Genomic DNA, 16,987 nt, shown 5'->3' on the forward strand with positions numbered 1-16,987 from the left:
TCGGCGGCTCGCCGCCCCGCAGGTCCGGTGGCCGTTGCGAAGGAACGGTGGGTGACCCCCCATCGAACAAGATGTGACATCCGTCACTCATCGGCCCATTCCGCTCTCGGCGTAGTGAGAACCGGATTGGGAAGGCCCACGTCGGGTTAGATGTTGTCCTAAGTACCGACCCCGAGTACTGAGGAAGGTGCCGTGACCGGAGCCCTTGCCCCAACCAAGCCGCTTACGGCCGCCGATCGGTGTGACCGCTGCGGCGCTCAGGCCTACGTTCGTGCGGTCCTTGTAGGCGGCGGCGACCTTCTGTTCTGCGCCCACCACGGGCGTAAGTACAGCGAGTCGCTCCGCGCCTCAGGGGCGGACATCCACGACGAGACCGACCGACTGAAGGCAACCCCGGCCACCGTTCACAACGACGAGCGGTAGCCCTTCGATAAGGGCCCCGGCACGCCGGGGCCACCGGAACGACGAGCGGCGGCCATCACAGGCGATGGCCGCCGCTCGCCCATGAACGCGAAGACCGAGACCACGACACGGATCGGGGGAACCGTGCTGATCGTGCTGCCGCCCTCGGAGGGCAAGGCGTGCGGCGGGGACGGCCCACCGCTCGACCCGGCCGGCCTGAGCTTCCCCGAACTGAACCCGATCCGGGAGCGGGTGCTGTCGGCCCTGGCCGAGGTCTGCGGCCGGGACGACGCACCGCAGGTGCTGGCGCTGCCGCGGACCCAGGCGGAGGAGGCGCTGCGGCGCAACCGCGACCTCCATACCGCGCCGACCCTGCCCGTGTCGCGGCTCTACAAAGGTGTGCTCTACGAGAACCTGGCGCTGGCGTCCCTGGACGAGGCCGCCCGGCGGGCCGCCGACGAGCAGATCGTGATCCTGTCGGGGCTGTGGGGGGCGCTGCGCCTGACGGACCGGATCCCGCCCTACCGGCTGGCGATGGCCGTCTCGCTCCCGCCGCTGGGCAGGCTCGCCGCGCTCTGGCGGCCGGCCCTGGAGCAGGCGCTGCGGCCGACGGGGCTCGTGGTGGACATGCGTTCGGCCCCGTACGCGGTCGCCTGGCGCCCGGCGGCGCCCACCGTGACGGTACGGGTGTTCCGGGAGTTCCACGTCCCGGGCGGCGTCCCCAAGCGCACGGTCGTGAGCCACATGGCGAAGGCCACGCGCGGCAAGGTGGCCCACGACCTCCTCAAGGCCGGGGTGGACCCGGCGTCCCCCGAGGAGCTTCTCAAGGCCGTCTGCGGACTTGGCTACAGCGCCGAGCTGAGCGGGGACGGCAGGCATCTGGACGTCGTCCTGCACGCCTGAGGCGGCCCTGAGGGGCCGTTCAGCCGGTCGCCCGCGCCCCTGGGCTCCCCAGACGTCCCGGGCCCGTGGCGAGGGTCAGGAGATGTCCAGGTTGAGGTGGCGGCAGGCCTTGACGTACTGATCGGTCTCGTCGCCGAAATAGCTCCAGGGCAGCCCGCTCGGCCGCCCGTGGGTGCGGATCAGGTGCTGGCGGGCCGGCCGCCGCGCGTCCGCAAGGTGGAAGGCGGCGCCGAAGAAGTTGTGCGCCTCGATCGTGCGGGGGTGGGGACGGGGCCCCTCAAACCAGCGGCGTGCGGCGATCTCCACGTCACGGCACTCCTCGGCGGAGAACCAGGACGAGGTGCCGCGGATGATCCCCGAGCGCTCCTGCACGAAGTACTCGAAGTAGGCCAGCGGGATCAGCGCGGCCCGCGGGTCCTCGCGGGGGGCCATACTCATCGCCACCCGGGCGAAGTCGAACATCTCCTCCATCATCCCGCCCCACTGCGGGGACAGGGTGACCACCCGCGCGACATGCGCCCCGTACAGGGTGGGCCATCGCCGGTGGGCCTGCGCCCACAGGGCGTCCTTGTCCTCCCGACCCAGGTCCAGGCCGAGGGCCAGCCACATCATCGACTCCCACGGGACGGGGTCGTCCCGGAAGATCTCGGCGGCCCGCATCAGCGGCTCGCGGGCGGCCTTCATCCGTTTGGTGTACGCGATGTAACCGGCCGCCTGCACTGAGCGGGCACGGGCGTCCGGGCGGCTCCGCCAGGCCTCCTCGACCCGGGTACGGCCCAGCCACAGCCACAGGTCGGGATTGCCGGGGTCCTCGGCCAGCAGGGCCTCGATCCCCCGGCTCCATCCCGCGGCAGCCTTGGCCAGCGCCTCCACGCGCAGGGATCGCAGTTCGGGGTCGGCTCTGCTCTCCGCCAGGGCTGCGGCGCCGACTCTCGGATAACGGTCGCGGACCGCGTCGACGGCGCGGTCCAGTACGGGGTCCAGCCATGGACGTCCGCGGATCAGGCGTGCGGCGCGGGGTCGTGCGCCAGGGGACCGGCTGGGCACCCGGTCGACCTCCATCACTCCCATATCCGGCGAGCGTAGGAAGAACCGGGGCGGCCGACGCTACTTGCGTGTAAACAGTGTGTTACGCACTCGGACACGAGTTGACCTGCAACTTTTCAACAGGTCAGCACGAGTGCGGTGATGGAGTGACACCGGCCGGGTACGCCGCCCCCCGCAGGACGGCGTACCGGGCGGGCGACTGCTCAGTCGAGGTAGTCGCGCAGCACCTGCGAGCGCGACGGGTGACGCAGCTTCGACATGGTCTTGGACTCGATCTGCCGGATGCGCTCCCGGGTCACCCCGTACACCTTGCCGATCTCGTCCAGGGTCTTGGGCTGGCCGTCGGTCAGCCCGAACCGCATCGACACCACCCCGGCCTCGCGCTCGCTGAGGGTGTCGAGCACCGAGTGCAACTGCTCCTGCAGCAGGGTGAAGCTGACCGCGTCGGCCGGGACGATCGCCTCGGAGTCCTCGATCAGGTCGCCGAACTCGCTGTCGCCGTCCTCACCGAGCGGAGTGTGCAGCGAGATCGGCTCACGGCCGTACTTCTGCACCTCCACGACCTTCTCGGGGGTCATGTCCAGCTCGCGGGCCAGCTCCTCCGGGGTCGGCTCGCGGCCCAGGTCCTGCAGCATCTGCCGCTGCACCCGGGCCAGCTTGTTGATGACCTCGACCATGTGCACCGGGATGCGGATGGTGCGGGCCTGGTCGGCCATCGCGCGGGTGATCGCCTGCCGGATCCACCAGGTGGCGTAGGTGGAGAACTTGAAGCCCTTGGTGTAGTCGAACTTCTCCACCGCGCGGATCAGGCCCAGGTTGCCCTCCTGGATCAGGTCCAGGAACAGCATCCCGCGCCCGGTGTAGCGCTTGGCCAGCGAGACCACCAGCCGCAGGTTGGCCTCCAGCAGGTGGCTCTTGGCGCGGCGGCCGTCCTCGGCGATCCACTCCAGGTCCTCGCGGTCCTCGGGGGACATCGCGTGCCCGGCGGTGGCCAGCCGCTCCTCGGCGAACAGGCCGGCCTCGATCCGCTTGGCCAGCTCCACCTCCTGCTCGGCGTTGAGCAGGGGCACCTTGCCGATCTGCTTGAGGTAGTCCTTGACCGGGTCGGCGGTGGCGCCGGCCGCGGCGATCTGCTGGGCCGGGGCGTCGTCGTCGTCATCGGTGATGACCAGGACGTCCTCTTCGGTCTCGGGGCCGGCCTTGCCGGCCGCCGGCTTGACCGCCTCGGGCGCCTCGTCCTCCTCGATCTCCTCCTCGACGGCGTCGTCCACCACGTCGTCGGTCAGGTCGACGTCGAGGTCGAGGTCGTCCTCGAGGTCGGTGACCTCGACGTCGTCGTCCAGCTCCGGGTCGTCCTTGGCCGCCGCGGGGCCCTTGGCGGGAGCTGCCTTGGCCGCCGCCTTGCGGGCGGGGGCGGCCTTCTTGGCGGCGCTCTTCTTGGCCGGTGCGGACTTCTTGGCCGCGGCCCTGGCCGCCGGTGCGGCGCCACGGCCCGCCGGTTCAGCCGCCTCCGCGGTCTTGTCCACGGCGTCGTCGACGACCGCGGTCACCGTGTCCGGCTGCTCCTTGGCAGCGGCCGTCGTCTTGCCTCTGCGCCCCGCCGGCGTCGCGCGCTGCTTGCGCGGACGCTTCGGCGCTGCGGAGTCGGCAGCGCTCACCATGACGGTCACACCCTCCTTGCTGAGGCTCCGCAAGATGCTGGAGGCCTTGGACACGGGGATGTCGGCCTCCTCGAACGTACGTCGTACGTCGTCGGCTTCGAGGTAACCCTGGGACCGTCCACGCTCGATCAGTTGCCCGATGACGTGCTCGTGCAGGTCTGACGCTTTCGAGGTCGAGCTAGCAGGCGACACAAATACCTCTCGAACGAACGTGTGGCTAGGTTGACCCAAGTGCCCTGGCGGGCGTGACCCCGCTTGTGGCGGAGCCTGAGCAGCTCGCACTCGGCAGGGCCTGACTGATCGCGCGGCACCGCAGCGTACCCGCTCTCATCAAGGTCAAGCATTCTGGCACGGCCGCGCATTCCGCTTTGAAGAGTCCTGCCCGGTACCACACCACCTTAGAGGGCACCGGGCGGTCCTCTGTACGTCTGCGCGGTCAGCACGCCGGCTTGGGCGGGACGTGCAGGGCGAGCACGGTCACATCGTCCACTTGCTCGTATCCGGCAAGCATCCGATCTACCAGGAAGTCGACGAGTCTCTCGGGATCCCCCACCACCTCTGGTGGAGCGTCCGCGGCGACCGTGACCAGTTCGGCCAGGCCGGCGTCCACCCCACGCCTACGGTTCTCCACAAGTCCATCGGAATAGAAGACCACAGTGTTGCCGGTTTCGATGGAAAAACTTGTCTGCTGTCGCTGGCTGGGCCAGCCCAGCGGGGTGCCGGGCTCGCTGGTGCTCAGCCGCGCGGGTCCGTCCATCGACAGCAGCAGCGGCGGCGGATGCCCGGCGTTGCTGAGCACTCCGCGCCCGGTCTCGGGGTCGATCACCGCGTAGGCGACGGTGGTGAACTGCTCCTCGTCCTCGGTGGCCGAGAACAGCCGATCCAGTCCGGCCAGCACCGCGGCGGGCCGGGGATCGTTGAGCGCCAGCGCCCGCAGCGCGTTGCGGACCCGGCCCATCCCGGCGGCGGCCAGCACGCCCTTGCCCATGACGTCGCCGACCGCCACCGCCAGTCGGTCGTCGGGCAGCCGGAAGGCGTCGTACCAGTCGCCGCCGACCTGCACGTGCCGGGTGGCCGGGTGGTAGCGGGCGGCCAGCCGCATCGTGTGGATCTGGGGCAGGTCGCTGGGCAGCAGACTGCGCTGCAGTTCCTCGGCGGTCTTGTGCTCACGCTCGAACAGCAGGGCGCGTTCCACCGCCAGCGCGCACTGGCCGGCCAGCGCCTCCAGGAAGACCCGCTCCTCCTCGGTGATCTCGCGCGGCCGGGTGAAGGAGAACCGCAGCGCCCCGATCGGCGCGCCGGCCGCCAGCAGCGGCAGCCCCACCCAGGCCCGCTCGTCGGCGTGCCAGGGGAAGGTGGCGGCCTCGTCCCGTCCGAGGTGCAGCCGCAGCTGGTCGGGGGTCCCGGCGGTGAACGGTCGGCCCTCGCGGACCGCCACCGACATGACGGTCGGCTCGTTCACCGAGATGTCGCCGCGCAGCGCCGTGCCGCCCTCGCCGCCGTCCGGGCCGGCCGGGGCGACGATGCTCAGCCGCAGTTTGTCGTCGTCCAGCAGGGCCACCGCGGAGTGGTCGGCGCCGATCGCCGATCGACCCACCTCGGTGATCACCTGCACCACCTGGCTGACCGTCAGCGCCTCGGCCAGCATCGAGGTGGCCTGCTGCAGCCGGGCGGTGCGCAGCGCGGCGGCCGACAGCTGCTCGGTGAGGCGGCCGCGCATCTCCTCGGCCTCGCGCTGCCCGGTGACGTCGGTGTTGGCGCCCACCCACTCGATCACGGTGTCGCCCCGCCAGATCGGCACCGCCCGCACGTCGAAGTGCCGGTAGGTGCCGCTGCGGGTGCGCACCCGGTAGGCGGACTCGAAGATCCGGTTGTCGGCCACGCACTCGCGCCAGGCGGTCTCCACCCGCGACCGGTCCTCCGGGTGCACCACGGCCAGCCAGCCGCCGGCGGCGTAGTCCTCGGCGCTCTGGCCGGTGATGGCCCGCCACTCGGGCGCGTCGTCGGTGATCTCGCCCTCGGGCGAGGTCACCCACACCACCTGGGAGCTGGACTCCACCAACGAGCGGTAGCGCTGCTCCCGGCGCCGCACGACGTCCTCCCCCAGCCGCCGCTCGGTCACGTCCAGGGCGATCAGGATCACCCCGGCGAGCTTGTCGTCGGCGCTCCAGGAGGGGAACCAGGAGCAGGTGAAGTGCCGCACCCGCCCGTCCTGGCCGCCTTGGCCGCCCCGGCCGGCGGGACGCAGGGCCAGGTCGACGTCGGCGACCGGGGTCTCCTCGGCCAGCACCCTGCGCAGCGCCGCCTCCACGGGGACGGTCAGCTCGTCCGGCAGCACCTGCGAGGGCCGCCGGTCCAGGACGTCCTCGGCGCGCAGCCCCAGCGCCTCCAGCAGGGTGTCGTTGACCCGCCGCAGGCGCAGGCCGTCGTCGAAGAGGGCCAAGCCCACCGGGGCGCCCCTCAGCAGCGTCGACAGCAGGGCGGAGTCGGTCGCGTCCATGCCGGCGACTCGTGGGTGCGGGACGGACGTATCGGCGCTCACGTTCGACACCTCCGAATCCGCATCCTTCGGTCGCTGACCAGCGGTGCTCATTCCTAGCAGCCTTCCGGGTAGCGCAAGAGCCCGTACTGCGAGGCTAGTCTTCATCACTATGAGTGAATGGGAGCAGGCTAGCGCTCCCCGCCTCCATCACAACACCGGTCGGAATCAGGTCTTCATCATCCCGAGGGTTCGGCGCCGAAGGAAGTCCCGTTCGGCAACGTGTTCGGACAACCTGACGACCGCCCGTTCCCGGTCACCTGGTGACCGGCCCTCCCCAGGCCCGCCGGAACCCGTCGGGTGGCACGGGTCCGACGGCGAACAGCCGTCAGCAGATCCTACGCCGCCCGGCCCCCACCGGGTGGCCGACTCGCTCCTGCCGCCCGCATCCGCGGGCGGTTCCGCCCCCGGACACCCCGATGGCCGCTTCCGGTCACCCACAGACACCCATCCCGGTGTGGCAAAAACCAGCCAAAATCTCGTTGTTCGACCGGATCGTCAGGGGCCGAGCGGACCTCAGGCGCCGTCCGAGGCAGCGGACGCACCAGCGGCATCTGACGGTCCGATGGCGGCACCATACCCCGGTGCGGGCGGACCCGTCCGGCTTCTCCCGCTCCGAGGCGTTATTTCTCCATTGACAAACTCGGCACAGGTGGATGCCGGCCGATAACTTTCGCAGGCTCGGACATCGACGCGAGGCAACAGGTTTGACACTCCCTCAAATGCGTGCATAAACATACAAGTCCCGGCAAAAGCGCAGTGTCGCGCTCACATCCGACCGTGGGGGTAGATCTGCGTGACGGCCGTTGCCGACCCAGCGAGCGCCGCAGCCGAATGGCCGGCCCGTCTGGACGTCCAGGCGCTGCTGGAGTCCGGCTGGCGTCCCACCCCGTTCCACCAGTTCGTGCTGAAGATCCACAGCCGGTGCAACCTGGCCTGCGACTACTGCTACATGTACGAGATGGCCGACCAGAGCTGGCGGCGGCAGCCCCGGCGGATGAGCCGGCCCACCCTCGACCGGGTCGCCCTGCGGATCGCCGAGCACGCCCGCGTCAACCGGCTGCCCGGGGTGGAGGTCATCCTGCACGGCGGCGAACCCCTGCTGGCCGGCCCCGACCACATCCGGTACGCGGTGGACACGATACGTTCGGCGGTGGATCCGGATATTCAGGTGTCCTTCCATCTACAGACCAATGGGACCCTACTCGATTCCGTCTTTCTGCAACTGTTCGACGAGCTCGGCGTTTTCGTCAGCGTCAGCCTGGACGGCGACGAGGAGGGCCACGACCGTCACCGCCGGCGCGCCAACGGCCGAGGCAGCCACGCCACGGTGACGACGGGTCTGCGCAGGCTGACCGCACCCGCCTACCGCCACCTGTTCAGCGGCCTGCTCAGCACCATCGACCTGGACAACGACCCGGTGGCCACCTATGAGGCGCTGCTGCGGTTCCGGCCCCCAACCGTCCATTTCCTGCTCCCCCACGGCAACTGGGACAACCCGCCCCCAGGCCGGGTCCCCGGCTCGGACGCCGCCTCTTACGGGGACTGGCTGATCGAGGTGTTCGACCGCTGGTACCGGGCCCCGGTGCGGGAGACCCGGGTACGGATGTTCTCGGAGATCATCCGACTGCTGGTCGGCCGCCCCTCGCGCAGCGAGTCGATCGGGCTGTCGCCGGTCGCCGTCGCCGTCGTGGAGACCAACGGCGGCATCGAGCAGGTCGACACCCTCAAGTCGGCCTACGAGGGCGCCACCAGCACCCCGCTGCACGTCTCGCGGGACTCCTTCGACACCGCCCTCCTCCTGCCCCGCATCGCGGCCCGCCAGATCGGCCGCCGCGCGCTGGCGGCCGAGTGCCGGTCATGCCCGCTGCAGCGGGTCTGCGGAGGGGGCCTGTACACGCACCGCTACCGGTCCGGCAGCGGGTTCGCCAACCCGTCGGTGTACTGCCCGGACCTGTTCCGTCTCATCTCCCACATCCAGCGGACCGTCACCAAGGACCTGGCGGCGCTCAAGCACTCCTCTCGCAAACGTGGTGACCTGTGATGAGCCTCGGCCGGCACAGCGTTCCCGAGAAGGCCTTCCTCGCCCTGGCCGCAGGAAGCGGCGGAGCCGACGCCCTGGAACACCTCAAGGCGGCGCAGCGGAGCAAACACCTGCTGCTGATCCGTGCGGTACGGGACACCGCGCTCGAGGCCGGGCATCCCGAAGCCCACCAGGCCGGACAGGCCTACCGTCTGCTGGCCGACATCGAACGGACACATCCGGACCAGGTCCGGACCGTCCTGGCCTATCCGACGGTCGGAGCGTGGGCGCGGCGCACACTGCTCGCCCTGACCGGCGACGGCAACGCCCGGAAAGCGGCGCACCCGGGTGAGCTGACGGCCCTGGCCGCCGCGGCGGCGATCCGGGCGGGGCATTCCTGCGCGGTCGAGGTTCCGGTCCGCGACGGCGCAGTCGTGCTGCCATCACTCGGCCGCGCGCCGCTGCCCGGCCAGAGCACCGCCTTGGTACGGTCGCGTCCCGGCCGAGCCGAGGTGACCGCCGGCGGCACCACCGTCCGGGTGCCGGGCGACCACCATGAGGACGGACCCGGATGGGAGGCGTTGCGCAGGCTCAGCGCCGAATGGCGGGGGACGCGCGTCGACTTCCTGCTGGACGATCACGACCCCGACCGTGCGCCCGGCGCCGACCCCGTCGGCACGCGGCTCGACGCCCGCGAGCTGGAACACTGGCGGGAGACCCTCGGCAGGGCCTGGCGGATGCTGCTCAGCAGGCACTGGACCACCGCGGAGGAGGTCGCCGCGTCGATCACCGTCCTGACCCCGCTGGTCCCGCCGGAGCAGGGCCAGTCCAGCGCCACCCCCAAGCACGCGTTCGGCAATGTCGGGCTGTCCACGCCGCCCGACGCCCATTTCTTCGCGGTGACCCTGGCGCACGAGGTACAGCACACGAAGCTGACCGCCCTGCTCGACGTGGTCCGGCTGGTCCGCCCCGATGACGGCAGCCGTTACTACGCACCCTGGCGGGAGGATCCCCGGCCGCCCGAAGGGCTTCTGCAGGGCGCCTATGCCCATCTGGGGATCACCGGCTTCTGGCGGCGGCAGCGCGACCACGAATCGGGCGACCGGGCGCTGCGCGCGCACAGCGACTTCGCCCGCTGGCGGGAGGCCACCGAACTCGGCGCCCGCACCTTGCTGGCCAGCGGCCGGCTCACCCCGGCGGGCAAGGTGTTCGTCACCGAGATGCGCCGCACCCTTCGGCCCTGGCTGCGCGAGCCGGTGAGCGCGCCCGCCCGAGAACGGGCCCGCAGGGTCGCCGAAGACCACCTCTCCCGCTGGCGTCTGCGCAACGGCGAGCCGCCCTTGCCGGCCGCGCTCTAGGCTCAACGGCGTTGCCGGGCGCCACGGACCGGTCTCCCGCCCGCGGCGCACCGCCGCCCAGGGGCGCCACCGGCCACGGGCGGACGGGCTCCGGAGGGCCGCGGCCTAGATGGGCGGAGGGTCGAAGTCGGCGTCCAGATGCCGTCGTTCCTGCGCGACCACCGCGTCCGGATGCTCCGGTCCGAGCGTCCTCGCGTAGGTCTCTATGGCCTCTTCGAACAGTTGCTCCGCCTGCTCCGCCTCGCCGACCTCCCGCAGGTCGACCGACAGGTTCGCGGCGCACGCCAGCGTCATCGGGTGGGCCGGTCCCAGCAGGTCGCGGATCCTGCGCAGCGTGCCCCGCCCGAGCCGGCAGGCAGCCTCGTGGTCGCCGAGCGCCGCCAGGTCGCTGGCGAGGTTGCCGGCCACCGTCAGCGAGTAGTGGTGGTCGCGTCCGAGCTTGGCCTCCAGCCCCTCCAGCGCCTTCTCGTTGGTCTCCCGGGCGGACTTGGGATCTCCGCAGACCCGCCGCAGCAGGGCCAGGTTGCCCGCGCAGCCGTGGGTGAAGGGATGCTCGCCGCCGTACACCCGGGGATAGCGGCGCACCGTGTCGGACGCCAGTTCAAGCGCCGCCTCCAGCTGCCCCATCGCCCGCAGGATGTTCGCCAGGGCGATCGCTGCGGCCAGGGTGTCGGGATGGTTCAGGCCGAACAGCCGGACATGACGGGCGTGCATGTCCTCGGCCAGTTCCAGCGACCTGTCATAGTCGCCGATGCGCCGCCAGGCGATGGACAGGTCCTTGGCGGTGCGCAAGGTCCACGGGTGGTCGGGACCCAACTTCTCGACCCCGTAGTCGTAGGCGTCCTCGCCCAGGTCGCAGGCCTCCGAATAGTCTCCGCACAGACGTACCGCCCGCGCCAGCCCCGTCCATGCGTTCAGGAGGCTGGCCTCGCCGGCACTGGGCTGGTCCGGCTGGTTCTGGAATTCGTTGAGTCCTCGGAACACCACCTCGTGGAACTCCTTGGCCTGGATGTAGTCGCTGTTGAGGCCGTGATCGAGCGCGAGGTTGTTCATCGCCCGCAAGGTCTCCAGATGCGACTTGCCGAAGACCTCCTTATGCCGCTCGAGCGAGTCGGCGTCGTGATCCCGGGCGGTGGTGAACTCTCCGTGGGCCCGCAGGTCGGCCCCCAGGGAGTTGGTCAGGACCAGAACCTCTCTCTCCTTCTCCAGGAGAAGGTTCTCAGCGCCGCTCTCCACCACCAGGTTCTTGGCGGACGCGAGCGCGTTCTTGTTCACCTCGTAGGCCGCGTTGTACTCGCCGAGCGCCCGCAGGATGTTGCCGAGGTGCCGTCGCCCTCGCAGGATGAGGACATCCTCCTGCTCCGCGTCGGCCGCCCACTCGTCCAGCAGCGAGTTGACCAGGCTCCGGGCCGCGGCGTAGTCACCGGACGTATACAGGTAACGCACCATCTTGAGGGCGAAGTCACGGACCTCCGGGTCCTGGTTCTGACGCACCAGTGACGGTTCGATGTGACCGACGAGTTGCTGGTACCGGTCCCAGTGCTTGGTGTCCTCGGGGTCACGGGGGGCCGCCTGGGCGAGGAGCAGGTGAACCTCGTTGCGGATCCTGGCCCGCGCCGCTTCGGCCACCTCGTCGCGCAGCAGTGCCTGGATCAGCCGGTGCACCTGGATCGTACGGCTTGGCGAGTCGATGCGGGCCAGCGCGTAGCGGCCCATCTCCCTGATCGCCCGGGTCAGCCGGATGGGGTCGTCGAGCAGCGAGGTCAGCTTGGGGCCCAACCCGGGACGTGGCCGGGAGAAGACATCCCTGGGGATGGGCTCGGGACCGAAGAAGGCGCAGCATCGCAGCAGTTCCACCGCCTCGGGCATCTTCTCGGCGAGGCTGGACACCGACAGCGCCCAGGCCGCCGTCATCGGCGCCGGGTACTCGCTGGGCTTGCCCTCCAGGAGCAACTGGCTGGTGCGCTCACGCAGCAGCCGCAGGTACTCGCTCACCGACATGCCGGTCTCCGCCTGCAGGGCGCCGGCCTGCTCCAGCGCCAGCGGCAGGTCCCCCAGTTCCTCGGCCAGGTGATCGGCCTCTGCGGAACTGATCGCCTGCGGCACCCGCTTGCTGAGGAACTGCACGCTCTCCGCACGCGTGAACACGTCCACCGCGACGGTGTCGACCACCGCCTCCCAGCGATGGTTCCGGGAGGTGATCAGCACATGACCGGGCCCGCGCGGCAGGACGTCGTTGAGCTCCTCCGGCTCGTCGGCGTTGTCGAAGATCAGCAACCAGCGGGAGTAGGGCTCCCCGCGGCGCAACGTCTCGAGGACCGCGTTGGCCGCCTCTTCGGTGCCGGTGGTCGAGGCGGGCGGCAGGCCCAGATACGGGGCCAGCGCCGCAAGGCTCGAACGGACGAGGATGGGCTGGTCCGCCGGAATCCACCACACCAGGTCGTAGTCGGACCTAAACCGCCAGGCGTACTCGATCGCCATCTGGGTCTTGCCCACGCCCCCCAGCCCGTGCAGGGCGTGCGGGACCACCGCGGTCACCTGCCCGGTGATGCCCTGCTGCAGGACGGAGAGCAGTTCTTCCCGGCCGGTGAAGTTCTTGTTGCGCGGAGGAATCTTTCCCCAGACGTCGGGGATGGGTTCCCGCAGCCGTCCGGCCCTGGCATATTCGCCCTGCGTCATGCCCTACCTCCGCACAGTCCGGACCACCACGTCCTCCAGCCACCATTGCTCATCCTAGGACTGGACCTGTCAATATCCCATCTCAGGAGACATGGACTGGTCATTGCCGTGGAGTTAATCTGAAGGATTAGGCCGAGCGACCCAGAATCCGGACGACCACTTCGCAGGTTTCGGGCCCGACACAATAGTGATCAAAACACGTGCCGATGGTCACGTCAGAGAAATTCTGTCAGACTGCACTTCTGGGCGGGCTTTCACAGATGCGGAGCCGCACGGCCATGGGCGGCGATCACGGCAGCCGCCATCGGGAGGAAAGATGCAGCATCCAGCGACGGGCTCGGCGGAAGCACTCGTCGACGTCTCCAAGCTGACACTGGCCGAGATCGACGGCCTACCCGAGTTGCACCCACTGGGGGAGACGCTCCGCGAGGCGATAGACACCTCTCCCGTGATCGCCGCCGCCGGCTTCGACAGCGGGCTGACGCCGTTCTAGGCGTTCGCCCCGCGCCGCCCGGCACGGTACGGCACCCCCCGGCCGGGCGACCGCCTCACCGTGTCGGTGGGCGGCCCGGGACGGGCGACTCGGCGGACGTTCACGCCGCGGAGCCCAAGGGCCGTCACCGCACCGGTGGCCGCCTGCCGCCCCGGGCCACCACCCCCGGGCCGCAAGGCCGGCACCGCGAGGCCGGAAAAGAGCATATATTCCGGCATAGACCGCCATTCCCCGGTGAAATGCCCCACGGGGGACGATCGAGCCTCGTGATCGCCATATGGTTCACGAGCGCCTCCTCCCAGGCGACGACGCAATCCAGAACGGCCCGTTCGCAACCGTGACGGGCATGACGGTCAACGCAGGTAGCCGGGCCCTTCATCGGGGACAGGGGCACGCGTGACCCCCAGGGGACGCGGCATGCGGGCGGAGAACCGGCCGCGCCCGGGCCGGTGCTCGATGCTGCAAAAACTCGACAAGTTTCCCCATAATCGCCGTGCAAGTCCGCTAAGTTAAGACGTGCTGCCCACGCCGTGCATGGGCAGCACTGTTGATTCAGTGGGCAACCGCGGCCCACCACCCTACGTGGCCGATTTGTCACGCTACCCGCTGAATTGACGCATGCCCGGACCATGCCTTGTTTCCCGGGCAGTGGAATGTCCAGCCTCGATCAAGGTGTGCCGCGTGCCCGTAAACGCGGTCAGGGAGTACGGGCGGGTGGCCGACTGCGAAACTGAGAAATGCGGTGGCGAGAACGCCGGACGCTGGCGGCTACCACGTTCCTTCACTCTGTTGTGGAGCGGATCGGCGGCCTCCCAGTTCGGCAGGATGGGCGTCGCCATCGCCAACCCGCTGCTGGCCCTCTCGCTGACCGGTTCCCCCGTCTTCGCCGGCTGGGTGACGGCCGCCTCCACTTTTCCCAGCCTGCTGCTCCACCTGCCGGCCGGGGTGCTCGTCGACCGCTTCGACCGCAGGCTGGTGATGATGACGTGCCAGTTCGCCCGGCTACTCATCGCCCTCCTTTTGATCGTCAGCCTCTATCTGACAGAGAATCCGCTGCTGCTCATCCCCGCGGCCGCCGGCGACGGGGTCTTCTCCGCGCTTTATGACCTGGCCGAGGTGACCGCCATCCGGCAGGTGGTACCGGACGACCAGTTGCCGGACGCGATGGGAAAGAACGAGGCGCGCAGCCATATCGCGCTTCTGCTGGGCAGACCGCTGGGCGGCTTACTGTACGACGCCGGCCGGTTGTTTCCCTATGCAGCCAACGCTTTCTTCTCACTGATTTCGCTGATCACCTTGAGTTTTGTGAGGATTCCCGTACCGGAAACCGAGGCATGGCACGGCGGGACCATGCTCCAGGAGTTCCGGGACGGCCTGGCGCGGTTGTGGCACGACCATTTCCTGCGCCAGATCCTCATCGTCTGCGCGATCACCAACTTCGCCTTTCAGACGATCTTCCTGCTGCTCATCGTCCAGGCCGAGCGGCGCATCGGCTCGGCGACCATGATCGGCGTACTGTTCACCGCGTCCGGTCTCGGCGGCGCGCTGGGCGCGCTCGCGACGCCCAGGATCCTCCGCCGGGCCCTGCACGGCGCGGAGTCGACCCGGGTGGTACTGGTCTGCGTGTGGGGCTGGTCGGCGATGACCACGATCGTGGTCGTCTTCGACCATCCGCTGGTCGGCCTGGCGGCCTGGGGAGGCATCAGCTTCATCGGCGCCCATCTCAACGTCGCCCTGGCGATCTACCGGGCGAAGGCGGTGCCGGAGAAGCTCATGGCCAAGGTGACCGGTGTGAGCGGCTTCGTCACCCGGGGCGCCGTACCCCTCGGCGCGCTGGTCGCCGGCTATCTGGTGTCGAACCTGGACACCAGGCACGCGGCACTGACCGTCGCGCTCGCCACGCTCGGCGTGTCGCTGTGGACCACCTGGCAATGGCACGGCGGACGATCCGGGCTCGCCCGCCGGCGCCCGGTCGCCGGCCTGGCGCGGTGGGCGTCCGAGTTGCGGGCCGAGCGCGTGCTGCCCGGGCGGCCCCGGCAACGCCGTTCCGTGCTCGCCGCCGACGCGGCCGAAGACACGGCGGCGCCTTCCGGCTTGGACGCCTCGGTGGCGCGGACCGCCGATCCCGAAGCGGCGCCCATGACCTGAACGGGTTGCCCGGAAATCGAACTACGGACACCCGGATCCATCCCACAACGATGGCCACGGAAATACGGTCACATCTTCCATTGACACGGCCGTAAACATCTTTATTAATGTCCGTTACCGAGGGCAAGGCTCGTCGCGGTCGAAGCGGCGCAGACCGGCACCGAACCCTGGACACCGCGTACGATATGACGATTAACCGGGGGTTCTTCGGCGGCTCTGCGCCTAAAGGGGATGGGGCTGAGAGTGGCTTGGTCACTGGGGGTCGATGATCAATGGCAGCTGGTTCACGCCCTCCTGGACGTCGAGGGCATGCGCCGGCGCAGGGACCGCGACCTCTACATCGATCTCCTGGAGGAGGAACTGGGCTGCCGGCTTCCCGCCAAGCGCGATGACCGTGATGTGTACGACGTGCTGCATTTGGTGAAGTCCTGCCTGGCCTACCCTGGGGCGGTCCGTACGCTGGCGATGATCGTCGGTCGGTTCCACGGAGGCGCCAGGGCCATGCAGAACCTCAACGAACTGATCGAGCAACTGTTCCCCGAGCCGCTGCTGACCTCGCAGGAGCGCCGTGAGCTCAACCGGTTGCTGCTGCACGATCCGGCGGGCGGCGGGATGCGCGTCGCGGACCGCACCGTCATCGGCGACCTGTACGGCAGGGCGGTGGGGCCGCTCGGCCCGCCGCTGAACCGCGACGTCGACGACCTGCGGGAGGTCCTCGCGCTGCTGGAGGACGCGACCGTCGGGCTCGATGGGGTTCCGCCCCTGCTGGCCTTCGTCGAGAACCTGGCGGCCCACGCCGACGAGCCCATCGCGGGCGCTCTGCGGGCCTGGTCGGAGCGCTTCGCCAGACGTCTGGGGCTGGAGCCCGGAACCGCGCACGCGATTCGCGGGCGCGTCGAACGCGCACCGAGGTCCATCGGCCCCCGCAGCTATCTGATCATCGAGTTCCGCCCCGACGCCGTCGACGCCGACCGCTACCTCACCTCGGCCTGGCTGCAGATCGACGACGCGCACGGCGCCATGCTGCGCTGCGACGACGAGGACCCGCTGCCGCGCACCCGGTTTCCCCGGGTGATCGAGGAGCTGCTCACCGACCCCCGGGTGGTCAACCGGCCGCGCCCGGAACTGATCGTGGAGTTCGTCCTCCCCCGGAGCCTGCTGTGCGTTCCCCTCGATCAGATCCGGGTCGACATCGAGGGACTGGAACGCCGGCTGGGGATCGAATACCCGATCGTGGTGCGCAGCTTCGACCGGATGCGTAAGCCCGCGCTGCACCACAACTGGCGGCGCAAGTGGAACTGGCTGCGCGACAATCCGGCCCGGGCCGGCATGTGCCGGCTTCCCCGGCATGCCGACTTCGACGAGGAGCGCCTGTACAACACGCTGGTGTCGGACGAGTCCTCGGTCTGCCTCGCGCTGGCGTTCATCCCGCGGAACGAGTACGAGAGCCCGCCCGACGAGCTGGAGGTCGGCCTGCACGCGGGCGTGCCGATCGCCGTCTGGTGCCGCTGGGAGCGCGAGCCGGGCCGCTTCTTCGCCGAGGTCCAGGAGCTGTGGGGCCAGGGGGCGCTGGAGCTCCCCGAAAGTGTGCTGGCGCTGCGGCGCAAGGCCCTGCGGGCGCTGGACGAGACCGCCGCGGAGAACCATCTCGGATTCCAGCTCACCTTGATGTTCGACGACGCCGATCGGCTTCCCGAGCCTTACGTCCGGCTCAGCGCGCCGGCCTGACCACCG

Annotated in this window: 11 protein-coding genes; 7 read left to right on the forward strand and 4 right to left on the reverse strand. The window is 69.9% G+C overall.

Translation table 11 applies throughout. The features are described from left to right. The first annotated feature begins 192 nt into the window (after window positions 1-192). Window positions 193-423, forward strand: coding sequence for a DUF7455 domain-containing protein (locus C4U03_RS41690; RefSeq protein WP_103937352.1), 231 nt, complete (start codon window positions 193-195; stop codon window positions 421-423). 123 nt (window positions 424-546) lie between these two features. After that, window positions 547-1,305, forward strand: coding sequence for a YaaA family protein (locus C4U03_RS09780; protein WP_103937471.1), 759 nt, complete (start codon window positions 547-549; stop codon window positions 1,303-1,305). Between the two features lie 75 nt (window positions 1,306-1,380). Here the strand turns inward: C4U03_RS09780 and C4U03_RS09785 are convergent, their stop codons facing one another. From C4U03_RS09785 to C4U03_RS09795, 3 genes are all read right to left on the reverse strand, one after another. After that, complete coding sequence (locus C4U03_RS09785) at window positions 1,381-2,376, reverse strand: hypothetical protein (RefSeq protein ID WP_103937353.1); 996 nt, start codon at window positions 2,374-2,376, stop codon at window positions 1,381-1,383. A gap of 179 nt (window positions 2,377-2,555) precedes the next feature. Beyond that, window positions 2,556-4,205, reverse strand: a complete 1,650-nt coding sequence (locus C4U03_RS09790; protein WP_103937354.1) for an RNA polymerase sigma factor — start codon at window positions 4,203-4,205, stop codon at window positions 2,556-2,558. A 244-nt stretch (window positions 4,206-4,449) separates the two neighbouring features. After that, on the reverse strand, window positions 4,450-6,555 hold the full coding sequence (locus C4U03_RS09795; protein WP_103937472.1) for a SpoIIE family protein phosphatase: 2,106 nt from the start codon (window positions 6,553-6,555) through the stop codon (window positions 4,450-4,452). Between the two features lie 793 nt (window positions 6,556-7,348). Here C4U03_RS09795 and C4U03_RS09800 point away from each other — a divergent pair. Together C4U03_RS09800 and C4U03_RS09805 are read left to right on the forward strand one after the other, a co-directional pair. After that, the gene (locus tag C4U03_RS09800; protein WP_103937355.1) at window positions 7,349-8,596 is read left to right on the forward strand and encodes an FxsB family cyclophane-forming radical SAM/SPASM peptide maturase; all 1,248 of its coding nucleotides are present in this window, start codon (window positions 7,349-7,351) and stop codon (window positions 8,594-8,596) included. Beyond that, the gene (locus C4U03_RS09805) at window positions 8,596-9,933 is read left to right on the forward strand and encodes an HEXXH motif domain-containing protein (protein ID WP_103937356.1); all 1,338 of its coding nucleotides are present in this window, start codon (window positions 8,596-8,598) and stop codon (window positions 9,931-9,933) included. Before C4U03_RS09800 ends, C4U03_RS09805 begins: the two co-directional genes overlap by 1 nt. Window positions 9,934-10,038: 105 nt before the next feature. Here the strand turns inward: C4U03_RS09805 and fxsT are convergent, their stop codons facing one another. Then, the gene (fxsT, locus tag C4U03_RS09810; protein WP_103937357.1) at window positions 10,039-12,612 is read right to left on the reverse strand and encodes an FxSxx-COOH system tetratricopeptide repeat protein; all 2,574 of its coding nucleotides are present in this window, start codon (window positions 12,610-12,612) and stop codon (window positions 10,039-10,041) included. Between the two features lie 316 nt (window positions 12,613-12,928). Here fxsT and C4U03_RS40325 point away from each other — a divergent pair, with 316 nt between their 5' ends. From C4U03_RS40325 to C4U03_RS09820, 3 genes are all read left to right on the forward strand, one after another. Further along, window positions 12,929-13,105, forward strand: a complete 177-nt coding sequence (locus C4U03_RS40325; protein WP_160146936.1) for a hypothetical protein — start codon at window positions 12,929-12,931, stop codon at window positions 13,103-13,105. A gap of 681 nt (window positions 13,106-13,786) precedes the next feature. Then, window positions 13,787-15,253, forward strand: a complete 1,467-nt coding sequence (locus C4U03_RS09815; protein WP_160146937.1) for an MFS transporter — start codon at window positions 13,787-13,789, stop codon at window positions 15,251-15,253. A gap of 243 nt (window positions 15,254-15,496) precedes the next feature. Further along, the gene (locus tag C4U03_RS09820) at window positions 15,497-16,981 is read left to right on the forward strand and encodes a VMAP-C domain-containing protein (protein ID WP_146087298.1); all 1,485 of its coding nucleotides are present in this window, start codon (window positions 15,497-15,499) and stop codon (window positions 16,979-16,981) included. Window positions 16,982-16,987: the final 6 nt, after the last annotated feature.

It is taken from the genome of Thermomonospora echinospora (genome assembly GCF_900108175.1).
In the GTDB taxonomy this organism is placed as follows: domain Bacteria; phylum Actinomycetota; class Actinomycetes; order Streptosporangiales; family Streptosporangiaceae; genus Thermomonospora; species Thermomonospora echinospora.